The 15,628-nt window shown below is 73.4% G+C and carries 16 protein-coding genes and 1 tRNA gene; 12 read left to right on the forward strand and 5 right to left on the reverse strand.

Annotation, left to right across the window (positions count from 1 at the left end):
• Positions 1-12 precede the first annotated feature (12 nt).
• Positions 13-795, forward strand: coding sequence for a ZIP family metal transporter (locus tag ACWGUG_RS13810; protein ID WP_452325012.1), 783 nt, complete (start codon positions 13-15; stop codon positions 793-795).
• A 46-nt stretch (positions 796-841) separates the two neighbouring features.
• Positions 842-2,749: a heavy metal translocating P-type ATPase gene (locus ACWGUG_RS13815; protein ID WP_452325013.1), complete on the forward strand. Its 1,908-nt coding sequence runs from the start codon at positions 842-844 to the stop codon at positions 2,747-2,749.
• A 26-nt stretch (positions 2,750-2,775) separates the two neighbouring features.
• Here ACWGUG_RS13815 and ACWGUG_RS13820 read toward each other — a convergent pair whose 3' ends face one another.
• The gene (locus tag ACWGUG_RS13820; protein WP_452325014.1) at positions 2,776-4,026 is read right to left on the reverse strand and encodes a glutamyl-tRNA reductase; all 1,251 of its coding nucleotides are present in this window, start codon (positions 4,024-4,026) and stop codon (positions 2,776-2,778) included.
• A gap of 17 nt (positions 4,027-4,043) precedes the next feature.
• Between ACWGUG_RS13820 and hemE the strand changes: the two genes are divergently transcribed.
• The 7 genes from hemE to ACWGUG_RS13855 all read left to right on the forward strand — a co-directional run bounded on the left by hemE (position 4,044) and on the right by ACWGUG_RS13855 (position 11,222).
• A complete protein-coding gene (hemE, locus tag ACWGUG_RS13825) occupies positions 4,044-5,102 on the forward strand; it encodes a uroporphyrinogen decarboxylase (protein WP_452325015.1) in 1,059 nt (352 codons plus the stop codon).
• Positions 5,095-6,300, forward strand: coding sequence for a protoporphyrinogen/coproporphyrinogen oxidase (locus ACWGUG_RS13830; RefSeq protein WP_452325016.1), 1,206 nt, complete (start codon positions 5,095-5,097; stop codon positions 6,298-6,300). The genes hemE and ACWGUG_RS13830 overlap by 8 nt, the downstream gene beginning before the upstream one ends.
• Before the next feature lie 55 nt (positions 6,301-6,355).
• A complete protein-coding gene (hemQ, locus tag ACWGUG_RS13835) occupies positions 6,356-7,039 on the forward strand; it encodes a hydrogen peroxide-dependent heme synthase (RefSeq protein ID WP_378881694.1) in 684 nt (227 codons plus the stop codon).
• The gene (gene hemC / locus ACWGUG_RS13840) at positions 7,036-7,953 is read left to right on the forward strand and encodes a hydroxymethylbilane synthase (RefSeq protein WP_452325017.1); all 918 of its coding nucleotides are present in this window, start codon (positions 7,036-7,038) and stop codon (positions 7,951-7,953) included. Before hemQ ends, hemC begins: the two co-directional genes overlap by 4 nt.
• Entirely contained in the window at positions 7,950-8,927 is a 978-nt protein-coding gene (hemB, locus tag ACWGUG_RS13845) for a porphobilinogen synthase (protein ID WP_452325018.1), read from the forward strand. Before hemC ends, hemB begins: the two co-directional genes overlap by 4 nt.
• The gene (gene hemL, locus ACWGUG_RS13850) at positions 8,924-10,240 is read left to right on the forward strand and encodes a glutamate-1-semialdehyde 2,1-aminomutase (RefSeq protein ID WP_452325019.1); all 1,317 of its coding nucleotides are present in this window, start codon (positions 8,924-8,926) and stop codon (positions 10,238-10,240) included. The genes hemB and hemL overlap by 4 nt, the downstream gene beginning before the upstream one ends.
• Before the next feature lie 67 nt (positions 10,241-10,307).
• Entirely contained in the window at positions 10,308-11,222 is a 915-nt protein-coding gene (locus ACWGUG_RS13855) for a macro domain-containing protein (RefSeq protein WP_452325020.1), read from the forward strand.
• Positions 11,223-11,285: 63 nt separating this feature from the next.
• On the opposite strand, the gene ACWGUG_RS13860 is transcribed toward ACWGUG_RS13855, so the two are convergent.
• The 4 genes from ACWGUG_RS13860 to galU all read right to left on the reverse strand — a co-directional run bounded on the left by ACWGUG_RS13860 (position 11,286) and on the right by galU (position 14,117).
• A tRNA-Ala gene (locus ACWGUG_RS13860) sits at positions 11,286-11,358 on the reverse strand.
• Between the two features lie 66 nt (positions 11,359-11,424).
• Positions 11,425-12,450: a coiled-coil domain-containing protein gene (locus ACWGUG_RS13865; protein ID WP_336396571.1), complete on the reverse strand. Its 1,026-nt coding sequence runs from the start codon at positions 12,448-12,450 to the stop codon at positions 11,425-11,427.
• A 126-nt stretch (positions 12,451-12,576) separates the two neighbouring features.
• Positions 12,577-13,206 carry a GNAT family N-acetyltransferase gene (locus tag ACWGUG_RS13870; protein WP_336396572.1) on the reverse strand — a complete coding sequence of 210 codons (630 nt, stop codon included), beginning with the start codon at positions 13,204-13,206 and terminating at the stop codon, positions 12,577-12,579.
• Between the two features lie 23 nt (positions 13,207-13,229).
• Positions 13,230-14,117 (reverse strand): UTP--glucose-1-phosphate uridylyltransferase GalU, encoded by an 888-nt coding sequence (gene galU / locus ACWGUG_RS13875; protein WP_336396573.1) that lies wholly within the window; start codon positions 14,115-14,117, stop codon positions 13,230-13,232.
• Positions 14,118-14,199: 82 nt separating this feature from the next.
• Between galU and ACWGUG_RS13880 the strand changes: the two genes are divergently transcribed.
• The 3 genes from ACWGUG_RS13880 to mscL are packed head-to-tail and all read left to right on the forward strand — an operon-like array spanning position 14,200 to position 15,565.
• Entirely contained in the window at positions 14,200-14,796 is a 597-nt protein-coding gene (locus ACWGUG_RS13880; protein WP_378881709.1) for a 5-formyltetrahydrofolate cyclo-ligase, read from the forward strand.
• 20 nt (positions 14,797-14,816) lie between these two features.
• Entirely contained in the window at positions 14,817-15,098 is a 282-nt protein-coding gene (locus ACWGUG_RS13885; RefSeq protein WP_336396575.1) for an FmdB family zinc ribbon protein, read from the forward strand.
• 44 nt (positions 15,099-15,142) lie between these two features.
• A complete protein-coding gene (gene mscL / locus ACWGUG_RS13890) occupies positions 15,143-15,565 on the forward strand; it encodes a large conductance mechanosensitive channel protein MscL (RefSeq protein WP_336396576.1) in 423 nt (140 codons plus the stop codon).
• Positions 15,566-15,628: the final 63 nt, after the last annotated feature.

The raw sequence follows: 15,628 nt of genomic DNA on the forward strand, positions 1-15,628 counted from the left end.
AGGTTTGGCGCCATGGAAGGGCTGTGGCTCGCGGCGCTGAGCGGCCTGATCGGCGGCGGCACGCTCCTGGTCGGTGCGACGGTCGCCTGGTACGTCGACATCCCGCAGCGGGTCGTCGCGGGCATCATGGCGGTCGGCGCGGGCGTGCTGATCTCGACGCTCGCCTTCGAGCTCGTCGAGGAGGCCGCCGAGGACGGCGGCCTCCTCCCGACGACGGTCGGCTTCCTGGGCGGCGCGGTCCTCTACATCGTCGCCGACCAGCTGCTGTCGCGACGGGGCAGACCGGCGCAGGCCCCGACGCCCACGCGGGACGGGACCCCGGCGAACATCGCCGCCCGACGTGCGGGGACCCGCATCGCCGGCGGTGCAGGGCTGGTCATCGCGGTCGGCGCCCTCATCGACGGCATCCCCGAGTCCCTCGTCATGGGCCTGTCGGTGCTGCAGGGCGGAATCAGCATCCCGATCGTCGCGGCGATCGCGATCAGCAACTTCCCCGAGGGACTGGGCTCCACAGCAGCGCTCAAGCGAGGCGGCAGCAGCGGCCGCTTCGTCGCCCTGCTGTGGGGCGGCATCGCGCTCATCACGGTCGTGGCGGCGGTGCTCGGCTACGTCGCGTTCCAATCCGCCACACCGAACCTCATCGCACTGATCACCACCATCGCCGCCGGAGGCCTGCTCGCGATGGTGTGCAACACCATGATTCCCGAGGCGTTCGACGAGCAGCACGCGCTCACCGGCCTGTGGGCGACGATCGGCTTCCTCGCCGCGTTCCTGCTGCACGAGCTGGCGGGCTGAAAGCCGGGGCGGCGGCGGGGCGCGCGTCGATGCCAGAGTGGGTGCCATGAGACTCCTGCGCCGGCTCGCGCGCTACCCGCTGGTGTGGCTCACGCTGGCGGTGCTGATCGCCGTGCTGTCGCTCGGCGCGGCCGGCAGCACCGACGCGGCGAAGTGGCTGGCGATCGTGTACGTGGGCGGCGTCATCGCCTGGACGCTCCTCGGCATGATCCGCGACGTGCTCCGCGGCCACGTCGGGCTCGACATCCTCGCCGTCGTCGCGATGATCGCGACGCTCGCCGTCGGAGAGTACGTCGCCTCGCTCGTGATCGTCCTGATGCTCTCGGGCGGCGAGGCGCTGGAGGACTATGCCGGCCGTCGCGCGAGGCGGGAGCTCACCGCTCTCCTGGACCGCTCCCCCCGGATCGCGCACGTGCTGGTCCATCCGGGGTCGGGCAGCGACGAGGCGCAGGACACGGATGCCGACGACGTGCGCATCGGCGACATCCTCCTGATCCGCCCCTCCGAGATCGTCCCGGTCGACGGCACGCTGCTCTCCGGCGAGGCCTCGTTCGACGAGTCGTCGCTCACCGGCGAGAGCCTGCCCGTCCACCGTGCCGCCGGCGACGAGGTGCTGTCGGGGTCGGTCAACGGCTCGCACGCCGTGCACGTCCGCGCGCTGCGGCGCAGCGCCGACAGCCAGTACCAGCAGATCGTGGAGCTCGTGAAGCAGGCGCAGGACGAGCGCGCGCCGACGGTGCGGCTCGCCGACCGCTTCGCCGTCCCGTTCACCGCCGTGTCACTGGTGATCGCCGGCACCGCATGGGCGGTCTCGGGCGATCCCACGCGGTTCGCCGAGGTGCTGGTGCTGGCGACGCCGTGCCCGCTGCTCATCGCGGCGCCGGTCGCGTTCCTCGGCGGTCTCTCGCGCGCGGCGAAGGCGGGTGTCGTGGTGAAGGGCGGCGGCGTCATCGAGCAGCTGGCGCGGGCGCGGTCCGCCGCGTTCGACAAGACGGGCACCCTCACCGAAGGGCGTCCGGACCTCGTCGCTGTCGATGCCGCCGACGGGTTCGACGAGGACGAGCTCCTCGCGCTCGCCGCCTCCGCCGAGCAGTACTCCAGTCACGTGCTGGCCGCCGGCATCCGGCGCGCGGCCGCGGACCGCGGCATCGCGCTTCGCCCCGCCGCCGACGCGCAGGAGGTCGCCACGAACGGCGTGACGGCCGTGATCGACGGCCGCACGGTGGTCGTCGGAAAACCCGCGTACGTGGCCTCGTTGGCGCCGGACACCGTCCGCCGCGACGTCGACACCGGTGAGGCCGCGGCGTACGTGGCCGTGGACGGGCGGTTCGCGGGGACGCTGGTGCTCGCCGACGACCCGCGCCCGGAATCGGCCGCCGTCGTGGCGTGGCTGCGGGCGCAGGGCATGGAGCGCATCGTCATGCTCACGGGAGACACGAAGACGACAGCGGATGCCGTCGCCCGCGCCGTCGGCATCACCGACGTCAACGCCGAGCTCCTCCCCCGCGAGAAGGTGCACCTCGCCGCCGAGATGCGGCCGCGGCCGGTGCTCATGGTGGGCGACGGGGTGAACGACGCCCCGGTCCTGGCCGCCTCCGACATCGGCATCGCGATGGGAGCCAAGGGCGCCACCGCCGCTGGTGAGGCGGCCGACGCTGTCGTGCTGAAGGACTCGCTGCTGGGCGTGGCCGAAGCGATATCGATCGGCCGGCACACCCTGCGCGTCGCCTACGTCGCCATCTGGATCGGCATCGCACTGAGCATCGGGCTGATGCTGGTCGCGACCACGGGTGTGATCCCGGCCGTCGTGGGCGCGCTCATCCAGGAGGTCGTCGACCTGGCGACGATCCTCTACGCCCTGCGGGCGCTGACCGGTCCCCCGACCGGGCTCACGGCCCCCACCGGTGCTCCCGCACGCGCGAGCACCGGTGGGCCCGGTTCGCGAGCAGCCTGAGTCCGCACCCTCTGCCGGGCGTCGGCTCAGGCCGTGGCCCAGAGGCCGTCGTCGTCGGCGACGGGTGCCGGGGCGTCGGCCGAGAGGCCGTGCAGCAGCTCGAGCGCGGCGCGCGCGTCGTCGATGCGCCCTTCGACGGCGAGCTCCTTGATGCGCACCGACGGACGGTGCAGCAGCACGCCGGCGAGGTGGCGCAGCGCCGCCTCGACGTCGTCGCCGGCGCCGCGCGAGCGGGCGCGGGCGATCTCGTCGTCGACGATCTTCAGCACGTCGCGGCGGAGTGCGGTGATCGCGGGTCCGGCCTCGCGGTCGGCGTGGAACTCCGTCGCCGCGTCGCCGACGATGGCGCGGGCGTCGGCGTGCGCGTTGAACTGCTCCAGCGGAGCGTGGAGGCGGATGGTCTCGAGGTCGAGCAGCTCGACGGCCTGGACGGCGCCGACGGCCGGGTCGACGTTGCGAGGCAGGCCCAGGTCGATCACGAGCACCCGGTGCCCTGGGACGAACGCGTCGGCGTGCACGACCGCGTCGGCGGTGCAGGTGATGACGACGTCGGCCTGCGCCGCCGCCGCGGCGAAGTCCGTCACCGGGATGAGACCGCGCTGCGCGGCGAACGCCTCCGCGCGGCCCGAGGGCGAGAAGACGTGGATGTCGCCGGCACCGCGGGCGCGGAGCGCGTCGACGGTGCGCGCGGCGTAGCGGCCGGTGCCGACGAGCACGACGCGGGCGGTGCCCCAGTCGGCGACGCGGCTCGACGCGAGCTCGAGCGCCAGGCGCACGAGGGACCGGTGCGCGCCGCGCAGCTGCGTGCGGTTGCGCACGCCGCGGCTGGTGTGCGTGGCCTTCTGGAAGAGACGCTCGAGCTCACCGCTGGTGAGTCCGTCGGCCCGCGCGGCATCGAGGGCGCGGCGCACCTGCCCGGAGATCTCGTCCTCGCCGACGACGACCGATTCGAGGCCGCTGGTGACGGCGAAGAGGTGGGCGGCGGCATCCGCCCCGGAATGCACGGCGACCGACGCGCGCAGCAGATCCGCGGAGACGCCGGATGCCTCGGCCATGGCCTCGACCACGGACTCGACCGCGACGGCCTCACCGCCGGTGAGGGGCTCGTCGATGTCGAGGTACGCCTCGAACCGGTTGCACGTCGCGAGCACGACGGCGCCCGACACGAAGAACTCGTCCTCCACGAGCGCCCGGGTCGCCGTGGGCGCACCCACGGACAGACGCTCCAGGACGTCGAGGCTCGCGTTCCGATGGTTCGCGGTCAGACAGAGGAGCACGAGCCTAATCTTAACGTGTGCTGTTGCATGACTCTCACCCTTCCGTCCTTCAGAGAAACGATCCCCCGCCGCTGATACGCGCGTATCGCGGCGAGCGGCCGACCCCGACCCCGGTGTGGTTCATGCGGCAGGCGGGCCGATCACTGCCCGAGTACCGCGAGCTGCGGGTGGGCACCGACATGCTCGACGCGTGCCTGAACCCGGAGCTCGCCAGCGAGATCACGCTGCAGCCCGTGCGGCGGCACGGTGTCGACGCCGGGATCTTCTTCAGCGACATCGTGATCCCCGTGCGCCTGTCGGGCGTCGACGTGCGCATCGTCGCTGGCCGCGGTCCTGTGCTGGAGAACCCGGTGCGGACGGCTGCGGATGTCGCGAACCTCCCGCCGCTGGACCCCGCAGCGCTCGCTCCGATCCGTGAGGCCGTGGCCCTCACCGTCGCCGAGCTCGGCACGACGCCGCTCATCGGCTTCGCCGGAGCCCCTTACACGCTGGCGTCGTACCTCGTCGAGGGCGGCCCCTCGAAGGAGCAGCTCAGGACGCGCGCGCTCATGCACTCGGATCCCGAGACCTGGGCCGCGCTGCTCGGCTGGTGCGCCGAGATCACCGGCGCGTTCCTCGCGGCCCAGATCGAGGCGGGCGCTTCGGCCGGGCAGCTGTTCGACTCGTGGGCGGGCTCACTGAGCCTCGCCGACTACACGCAGCACGTCGCGCCGTTCTCCGTCCGCGCGCTGGACGCCGCGCGCGACCTGGGCGTGCCCCTGGTGCACTTCGGTGTCGGCACCGGCGAGCTCCTCGCCGCGATGCGCGACGTCGGCGTCGATGCGGTCGGCGTGGACTGGCGCCTGCCGCTGGACGAGGCGGTCCGCCGGCTCGGGACCGGCGTCTCGGTGCAGGGCAACATCGACCCCGCTCTCCTGCGCGCGCCCTGGCCGGTGCTCGAGGCGCACATCGTCGACGTGCTCGAGCGCGGGCGGGCGGCGCGGGCCCACGTGGTGAACCTGGGGCACGGCGTGCCCCCGGACACCGACCCGGCGGTGCTCACACGCATCGTGGAGTTCGTCCACGCGCATGACTGACTTCTCGGTCGTCGGAGGCGGCGTCGCGGGTCTGGTCGTCGCCCGCCGGCTCGCGGCCTCGGGCGCGGCGGTGACCCTGTTCGAGGCATCCGATCGCCTCGGCGGAACCGTGGCGAGGCACGACGTGGCCGGCATCGCGCTGGATGCCGGCGCCGAGAGCTTCGCCGTCCGCGGCGGGGTCGTCGCGGCCCTGCTCGCGGAGTTGGGCCTGGCCGACGACATCGTCGCCCCCGCCCCCTGGCCGGCGTGGCTGCAGCCCGTGGTCGGCGAAGCCGTGCCGCTGCCGGTGACCGCGCTCCTCGGCATCCCGTCCGACCCGCTCGCCGACGACGTGGTGCGGGTGGTCGGCCGCCCCGCCGCAGAGCGCGCGGTCGAGCTCGATGCCCGCCCGTGGGGAGCAGCAGTGCCGTCGACACTCGGGGCCCTTGTCCGCGAGCGGTTCGGCGACGACGTGCTCGATCTCCTCGTGGCGCCCGTCGTGCACGGCGTCCACTCGCAGCATCCCGACGAGCTGCCCGTCGCCCGCGCGCATCCCGGGCTGCCCGAGGCCCTCACCAGCGCCGGATCGCTCGGGGGCGCCGTCGCGCGGCTCCGCGCCACCGCAGCGCCGGGTGCGGCGGTGGCGGGCATCCGCGGGGGCATCAACCGCGTCGTGCCGGCCCTCGCCGAGGATGTCGCCCGCCACGGCGGCGACATCCGTCTCTCCACGCCCGTCGGCGATCTCGCGACGCTGGGCGGCACCGTGGTCGTCGCCGCGCCCCGCCTCGCGGCGCCCGCCGCCCCCGGTCGACGCATCGATCTCGTGACGCTCGTCGTGGAGCAGGACCGATTGGATGCCGCGCCCCGCGGCACCGGACTGCTCGTCGCGGCGGGGGCACCGGTGGGCGCACGCGCCCTGACCCACGCCACGGCCAAATGGGAGTGGCTGCGCGAGGCGGCCGCCGGCCGCCACGTGCTGCGCCTGTCGTACGACGCGACCCCGGCCGATCCCGTCGCCGCCGCGCGCGCCGACGCCGAGACGCTCCTCGGCGTGCCGCTGCCGGTCGTCGTCGGCACCGCACACGTCTCGTGGGTGCGGCCTGCGGCGGCGACCCCGCCCGCCGGGCTCACGGTCGTCGGCGAGACGGTCGCCGGGTCGGGCCTGGCGGGCCTCATCGCCCACGCCGAGCGCACCGCCGCCGAGCTGCTCGCCCGCTGAGCCTCGGACGGCGCCACCGGAAACGCTCCCCGCGAGGAGTGGAAGGATAGAGGGTATGACCGATGTCCCGGCGACCACCCCCTCTGAAACCCTCGGCTACACCCTGTGGGCGGTCTTCCGCCGGGACCCCTCCCGGCCCGCGCCGGCCGGCGATCTGACGGCCGCGGTGGCCGAGGTCGAGGCATCCGGAGTCGTCGTCCGCGGGTTCTACGACGTCTCGGGGCTGCGCGCCGACGCCGACATCATGATCTGGCTCACCGGCATCGGGATCGCACCCGAGGCGCTGCAGTCCGCGCTGCGGACACTGCGCCGCGCCGAGCCGCTCGGGTCGCTGCTGCCGGTCTGGAACGCCATGGGCGTGCACCGCGACGCCGAGTTCACCGCCAGCCACCTGCCCGCCTTCATGCGCGACAAAGATCCGGAGGCCTGGCTGACCGTCTACCCGTTCGTGCGCTCGTACGACTGGTACATCCTGCCCGACGAGGAGCGGCGGCAGATGCTCGCCGACCACGGCCGCAAGGGCGCCGCGCACCGCTCCGTGCTGAGCAACACCGTCGCCTCCTTCGCACTCGGCGACTACGAGTGGATCCTCGCGCTCGAGGCGCCGGAGCTGGTCGCGCTGGTCGACCTGATGCGGGACCTCCGCCAGACGGAGGCGCGACGCCACGTGCGCGAAGAGGTGCCGTTCTACACCGGCCGCCGCATCGACCTCGCCGAGATCGCCGAGGTGCTGGCGTGACCACGCTCCGCATCGGCACGCGGGGCAGTGCGCTGGCGCTCGCCCAGACCGGCATGGTCGCCGACGACCTTGCCGACGCCACCGGCGTCACGACCGAGCTCGTCACGATCACGACCGACGGCGACCGCTCGAACGAGCCGCTGTCACGCGCGGGCGGGACGGGCCTGTTCACCGGCGCGCTCCGTGACGCGCTCCTCGCCGGCCAGTGCGACGTCATCGTTCACTCGCTCAAGGACCTCCCCACCGCACCGCACGACGAGCTCGTCGTCGCCGCGATCCCCGTCCGCGAGGACCCGCGGGACGCGCTGTGCGCCCGCGACGGGCTCACGCTCGAGCGGCTTCCCGCCGGCGCGCGCATCGGGACGGGCTCGCCCCGCCGCATGGCGCAGCTGCGGGCGCGCCGCCCCGATGTGGAGGTCGTCGACATCCGCGGCAACGTCGACACGCGCCTCGGGAAGGTGAGCGGCGGAGAGCTGGATGCCGTCATCCTCGCCGCCGCCGGGCTCCGTCGCGTCGGCCGCACCGACGTCGTGACCGAGTACCTCGACGCCGACGCGTGGCCCACCGCGCCCGGCCAGGGGGCCCTCGCGATCGAGGTGCGCCGCGGCCAGGAGCACCTCGTCGACGCCCTCGACCACCGCGAGACCCGCGCCGCCGTCGAGGCGGAGCGCGAGGTGCTCGCCCTCCTCGAGGCCGGCTGCTCGGCGCCCGTCGGAGCGCGCGCCGTCGTCGACGCCGGACTCCTGCTGCTGTCGGCGAGCGTCTACAGCCTCGACGGTGCGACGAGGCTCACGTCGTCGCACGCCACCACGTGGCCCGAGGACGAGGGCGATCCGCCGCGCGAGGTCGCGGCATCCGTCGCCCGTGAGCTGCTCGATGCCGGCGCGGCCGGCCTGACGGGAGAACGCCCGTGACGTACGCACCCGCCGACCGTCCCCGCCGCCTGCGCGCCACCCCGGCGATGCGTCGCCTCGTCGCCGAGACGCGGCTGCACCCGGCCGAGCTGGTCCTCCCGATGTTCGTGCGCGAGGGCGCCGGCGAACCGGTCCCCATCTCGTCCATGCCCGGCGTCGTGCAGCATACGACCGAGAGCCTGAGGCAGGCGGTGGCGGATGCCGCGGCCGCCGGCATCGGCGGCATCATGCTGTTCGGCGTGCCCGAGCACAAGGACGCGGTGGGCTCCGGCGCGACCGATCCCGACGGCATCCTGAACGTCGCGACGCGCATCGCGGTCGCCGAGGCGGGCGACGCGCTCGTCGTGCAGACCGATCTCTGCCTCGACGAGTTCACCGACCACGGCCACTGCGGCGTGCTCGACGCCCACGGCTACGTCGACAACGACGCGACCCTCGAGCGATACCGCGAGATGGGTGTGGCCCAGGCCGAGGCCGGGTCGCAGCTGCTGGGCCTGTCGGGCATGATGGACGGCCAGGTCGCCGCGGTGCGCGACGCGCTCGACGACGCCGGTTACGGGAACACCCCGATCCTCGCGTACGCGGCGAAGTACGCCTCGGCGTTCTACGGCCCGTTCCGCGAGGCCGTGCAGTCCTCGCTCGAGGGCGATCGGCGCACCTACCAGCAGGACCCCGCCAACCGCCGCGAGGGTGCCCGCGAGCTCGATCTCGACATCGCCGAGGGCGCCGACATCGTCATGGTGAAGCCCGCGATGAGCTACCTCGACGTGCTGGCCGACGCCGCGGCCGCGAGCCCGGTGCCGGTCTGGGCGTACCAGGTGTCGGGCGAGTACGCCATGATCGAGGCGGCCGCCGCGCACGGCTGGATCGACCGCCGCCGCGCCATCGAGGAGTCGGTGATCGGCATCCGCCGCGCCGGCGCCGACGCCGTGCTGACCTACTGGGCCCTGGAGCTTGCGGAGTGGATCCGATGACGACGAATCAGCAGGAGTTCGCCCGCGCCCGCGGCGCGATGCCCGGCGGCGTGAACTCGCCCGTGCGCGCGTTCGGCTCGGTGCATGAGACACCGCGCTTCTTCGTGTCGGCGTCGGGCCCCTACGTCACCGACGTCGAGGGTCGCGAGTACGTCGACCTCGTCGGCTCGTGGGGGCCGGCGATCCTCGGGCACGCCCACCCCGCCGTCGTGAAGGCGGTGCAGGATGCCGCGGCCCGAGGCCTCGGCTTCGGCGCGTCGACGCCGGGCGAGACCGAGCTGGCCGAGCTCATCGCGGCGCGGGTGCGCCGGGACGGTGCCGCCGCCCCCGTCGAGCGGGTGCGGCTGGTGTCGACCGGCACCGAGGCGACGATGACCGCGATCCGCCTCGCGCGCGGCGCCACCGACCGCGACCTCGTCGTCAAGTTCGCCGGCCACTACCACGGGCACTCCGACGGCCTGCTGGCCGACGCGGGATCGGGTGTCGCGACGCTCGCGCTGCCCGGATCGGCGGGGGTCCCCGCCGCCATCGCCGCGCAGACGCTCGTCATCCCCTACAACGACCTCGACGCCGTGCGCGAGGTGTTCGACGCCCGCGGTGACGACATCGCCGCCGTGATCGTCGAGGCGGCGCCCGCCAACATGGGCATCGTGCCGCCGGCCCACGGGTTCAACGCCGCCCTCGCCGACATCGCGCACGCGCACGGAGCACTGCTGATCCTCGACGAGGTGCTGACCGGCTTCCGCGTCGGCCCGGCCGGGTGGTACGGCATCGACCCGGTGCCGTTCTCCCCCGACCTCATCACGTTCGGCAAGGTGGTCGGCGGCGGCCTCCCGCTCGCCGCGCTGGGCGGCCCGGCCGCGCTGATGGAGCTCCTCGCCCCGCTCGGGCCGGTGTACCAGGCGGGCACGCTGAGCGGCAATCCGCTCGCCGTCGCGGCGGGACGCACGACGCTGGACCACCTCGACGCGGCCGCGTATACGCGGATCGACGCCGCCGCGGCGACGATCGCGGAGGCCGCGGCATCCGCACTCTCGGACGCGGGCGTCACGCACGTCGTGCAGCGCGCGGGCAGCCTCTTCTCGATCCAGTTCGCCGAGACCCCGCCGACGGACTACGACACCGTCAAGGCGCAGGAGACGTTCCGCTACCCGCCGTTCTTCCGGTCGATGCTGGAGCAGGGCGTGTCACTGCCCCCATCGGTGTTCGAGGCGTGGTTCGTCTCGGCCGCGCACGACGACGCCGCCGTGTCGCGCATCGTCGAGGCGCTCCCCGCGGCCGCCCGGGCTGCGGCCGAGGCGACGCCCGCCTGACGGGTGCGCGTCCGACCGATCTCCTGATCCGGGGACGCGCGAGCCCGGCGGCGCGCATGATGGGAGCATGACGAAGCTCGTCGCGGTGCACGGCGACATCACCACCCAGGACGCCGACGCGATCGTCAACGCCGCGAACAACGCCATGCGCGGCGGTGGCGGCGTGGACGGCGCGATCCACCGTGCCGGCGGACCGGAGATCCTGCGGGAGTGCATCGAGCGTTTCCCCTACGGCCTGGCCACCGGCGACGCGGGGTGGACCCGCGGCGGCGCGCTGCCCGCCCGCTGGGTGGTGCACACCGTGGGGCCGAACTACGGTGCCGGACAGCGCGACCGCGCGCTGCTGGAATCCTGCTATCGCAGGGCGCTCGAGATCGCCGACGAGCTGGACGCGCGCCACGTCGCCTTCCCGCTCATCAGCGCCGGCGTGTACGCCTGGCCCCGGCGCGAGGCCATCACGGCGGCGATCGACACCATCGCCGCGTCGTCGTCCGGAGTCGAGCGGGTGTCGCTCGTCGCGCACGACGCGGGCACGCACCAGGAGATCGCATCGGCGCTCGCCATGGCCGGCTCGGTGCGGATCCTCCAGGGCGTCCGCGAGCTGCACCGGCGGGGCTTCCACAGCCTGCGGGTGCACCCGGGCGTCGCACCGTCGGGCATGCACTGGCGGGTGGTGCTGACGGATGCCGCCGACCCGGCGTCCTCCGTCCGCTACACCTCCGCGGCCGGAGCGGACTTCGCGGACGGGGTGGTCGACGCCACGACGGATGCCGGCGATGTCGCCGACCTCATCCTGCGGGCCCTGCCCGGTCTCTCGGCCGGCGCGGACGCCCCTCGGTACGCCGAGTGGTTCGAAGGACTCCTCGCCCGCGTCGAGCCCGAGCACCGGCTTCCCGTGTCGTTCGCCGACTACTTCGACGACCGCACCGGGTGGGAGGTCGGCTGGGGCAGCGGGGAGCGGTATCCGGCGCCGCCGGACTGACCGCTCGCGCGCGAGGGGCACCGGAAACGACAAGACCCCCGGCTGTGCGGGGGTCTTTCTCGGTGGACCTGAGGGGATTCGAACCCCTGACCTCTTCATTGCGAACGAAGCGCGCTACCAACTGCGCCACAGGCCCTTGAACCTCAGAAACACTATCACGGTTGCCCACCCGCTCCGAATCCCGAGGGCGCCGCCGAGGGGTCTACTGGCCGGCTGCGCGGCGGGTCAGCAGCTGCCGGACGTGGGCCTCGATCTCGGCGTCGTCGACGTACCCCATCCGGCCGTACACGCTGCCCTCCGAGGCGCTCCGCGCGGTGCGGGCCGCCTCGATCGGCGCGGGCTGCGGCGCCTCGGAACGCGCGAGCATCGCCTGCTCCAGCGCCGCCTGCCGCAGCGCCGCACGCGCGGCCTCCGCGTCCAGCACGGCGGCCGCCCGCGAACCCGCCGACGCCGTGAGGGGCCGGGGAAGGTCGCGCGGCTCCCAGGCGCGCTCTGCGCGCTCCAGCTCGACGTCCTGGAGTTCGGCGGCGCGTCGGGGGGCGGCATCCGCCGACCTCGACACGGCGCGTGAGGCCACACGTGCCAGACGCTGAAGCGTGAGGACGGATGCCGCGGCCATGCCGACCCCGGTCCACAGCAGCGCCTGCGCTCCCGCGGTGAGGGTCTCGAACACTCCCCACCCCGCCAGCGCGATGCCGGCGAGGCCGGCGAGCGTCGCGACGAGCCGGAAGCGGCGCCGTGCGCGGGCACGACGCGCGTCGGGAAGCGCGCGCGCCGCGGCGATCTCGGCACGGGCGGCCGCCTCGGCGGCCTCGCGCTCGGCGCGGGCGCGTTCCAGGCTGACGCGGGCGGCGGCTTCGGCGGCGACCCGCTCGGCACGGGTGCGCTCCCGATCGAGCCGGGCGGCCACCTCGGCGGCCTCGCGCTCGGCGCGGGCGCGCTCCAGCTCGACACGGGCGCCCTCGAGGGCGGCCTGCTCGCGTTCTGCGAGCGCCCGCCTGGCCAGCCGCTGCTGCGCGGCGGCGGTGCGCGCGTTGAGCTCGAGCCGCACCTCTTCCGGAGTCTCACTCGTCTCGGCGAGCACGCGCAGCGCCTGGCTCAGGCGCACGGCGTTGCGCTCGGCGGCGTCGTACTGGCGACGGCTGTGCCACGTCGGCAGCAGGTAGATCAGCCAGAGGGCGGCGGCGACGAGGACGATGACGCCCCCGCCCAGCACCTGCCCATCCATAGACCCCACGCTAAGGGACTGGATGCCGATGACCGCGGCATCCGGTCGCGTGTCACGCAAGCCGGTTTTCGCCGGGTCAGCCTCGGGATCCGCCGGGACGCGCACCCGGCGGGCGCCGGGGAGCGCTCAGGCGTGCAGGCGGTCGGCGGGCGGGATCGTCGCGGCGTCCTGCGGGGCGTGGCCCGACACCCACCGCTGCAGCACGCCCTCGGGGACCTCCTCGCGCACGAGGGCGAACGCGTAGTGGTCCCGCCAGTCGCCGTCGATGTGGATGTACCGCCGTCGCAGCCCCTCGTAGCGGAAGCCGAGCTTCTCGACGACCCGCAGGCTGGCCTGGTTCTCGGGCCGGATGCAGATCTCCATGCGATGCAGCCGCAGCTCGGAGAAGCAGATGTCGGTGGCCAGCGCGACGGCGGTCGGGGTGATCCCGCGTCCGGCGAAGCGCTCGCTCACCCAGTAGCCGATCGTGGCGGAGGCCAGCGAGCCGCGCGCGATGCCCCACACGTTCAGCTGGCCGGCGATGTCGCCCGCGTACTCCATCACGAACGGCACCCCGGCGCCGTCGCGATACTGCTGCAGCAGCCGGCGCACACCCATCCGCATGTCGAACGACACCGGCCCGTCGGGGCTCGTCGCCTCCCACGGGCGCAGCCAGCCGCGGTTCGACAGCAGCTCGTTCTGCAGCACGCGCGCGTCGCGCTGGCGGACCAGCCGGATCGCCACCGATCCGTGGCTGCGGGGAGCCGTCAGATCCACGTGACCCCCTCGTACGGGCGGCGTCAGAGGCCCGCCGCGAACTCCTTGAACCAGGGACGCAGCGCCGGGCCGAGATCGTCACGATCGGCCGCGAGCTGCACGATGGCCTTGATGTAGTCCACCCTATCGCCGGTGTCGTACCGGCGGCCACGGAAGACGACGCCGTACACACCGGGTCCGTCGGGGTCGGCCGCGAGCTCCTGCAGCGCGTCGGTCAGCTGGATCTCGCCGCCCTTGCCGGGCTCGGTGCGCTCGAGGATCTCGAACACGTTCGGCGAGAGCACGTAGCGGCCGATCACCGCGAGGTTCGACGGGGCGTCCTCGGCCTTGGGCTTCTCGACCAGGCCGTTGACCTTGACCACGCCGTCGCCGTTGGTCGACTCGACCGAGGCGACGCCGTACAGGTGGATCTGCGACGGGTCGACCTCCATGAGGGCGATGATCGCCGCCCCGGTGCGCTCGTGCTCGGCGATCATCGTGGTCAGCAGCTCGTCGCGCTCGTCGATGAGGTCGTCGCCCAGCATGACCGCGAACGACGCGTCGCCGACGTGCGCCTTCGCACGCAGCACCGCGTGCCCGAGCCCCTTCGGCTCGCCCTGCCGCACGAAGTGGATGTCGGCGAGGTCGCTCGACTCCAGCACACGGTGCAGGCGATCGACGTCGCCCTTGTCCTTCAGCTTCTCCTCGAGCTCGGGCACCGAGTCGAAGTGGTTGGAGATGGCGTTCTTGTTGCGCCCGATGATCACGAGGATGTCGTCGATCCCGGCCTGCGCGGCCTCTTCCACGACGTACTGGATCGCCGGCTTGTCGACGACGGGGAGCATCTCCTTGGGCATCGCCTTGGTTGCGGGGAGGAAGCGGGTGCCGAGACCGGCGGCCGGGATGACGGCCTTGATCGGAGTATGGGGCATGACCTGAGTCTAGAGGGGCGTCCGACACGGCCCCGCCCGGCGTGCGGACCCGTTACGATTCGCGCCACGTAGAATCGACGTCATGTCCGACGCGATCGCCGACGCGAAACGCGCACTGCGCGCCGAGCTGCGCGAGCGCCGGCAGCTGCTGTCCGACCAGGCCCGCGAAGCGGCCGAGGCCGGCATCCACGCGCAGCTCGACGCCCTCGTCGCCGAGCACGGCGCGCGGTCGATCTCCTGCTTCCTGTCCACCACGGCCGAGCCCGGGACGAGGTCCTTCGTGACGGATGCCGTCGCCCGCGGCATCCGCGTGCTCCTCCCGGTGACCCGTGCCGACGGCCTGCTGGACTGGGCGGTGGCCACCCCCGAGGGCGACATCGCCGAGGGCATGTACGGGCTGCCCGAGCCGGTGGGCGAGCTGCTCGGGCCGATCGCCGTCAACGACGTCGACCTGCTCGTCATCCCGGCCGCGGCCGTCGACGAGTCCGGCATGCGACTCGGCTGGGGACGCGGCTTCTTCGACAAGACGCTCGGCTCGATGGAGCGGTGCCCGCCGGTCTACGCCGTGGTCTACGACTCGGAGGTGCTCGACGAGCTGCCCAGCGACGTCCACGACCAGCCGGTCACCGGCGTGGTGACCCCCACGCGCACCATCACCCTCGCGCCCACCCGGCGCTGACAGAACCCACCGAGAGACACATGCCCACCTACGCCTACGCCTGCAAGCAGTGCGGTCACCGCTTCGATGCCGTGCAGTCCTTCGCCGACCCCACCCTGACGGAGTGCCCGGAATGCGGCGGGCCGCTGCGCAAGGAGTACGGCTCGATCGGCGTGACCTTCAACGGCTCGGGGTTCTACCGCACCGATTCCCGCGCGGGCGCGAAGTCCGGTGGATCCGACGCGTCGGGTGGCGGGGCGGCACCCGCTACGACATCATCGAAGCCTGAGGCGAAGGCCTCGCCCGCGTCGTCCGGATCCTGAACGTCCGGAGCCCGTCGCGGGATCCACGACCCCGGGGGTTCATCGTGATCAAGGGATTCAAGGAGTTCATTCTCCGCGGCAACGTCATCGACCTGGCCGTCGCCGTCGTCATCGGCGCGGCGTTCACGGCGATCGTCAACGCGCTCGTCGAAGGCTTCGTCAACCCGCTCATCGGCGTCATCTTCCAGGTGGGCGACCTGAGCGCCTGGGTGTGGGAGGTGCCGACGCTCTCCGGCGGGACCTCGACCTTCGCCATCGGTGCCATCATCGGCGCGCTCATCAACTTCCTCGCTGTCGCCGTGATCGTCTACTTCGTGTTCGTTATGCCGATGAACCACTGGAAGGAGAAGCAGGCCGCGAAGGCCGGCGCCGGCCAGCCCGACGCTGAGCCGCTGCCCACCGAGCAGGAGCTCCTGGTCCAGATCCGCGACCTCCTCCAGAGCCAGGGCCCGGCGCAGCCGCGCTGAGCCGTCTCGCGCGAGATCTCGATACGCTCGTCCCTCGCTACTCGATCGTGACCCGAGCCGCGT

It is taken from the genome of Microbacterium sp. NPDC055455, assembly GCF_053619935.1.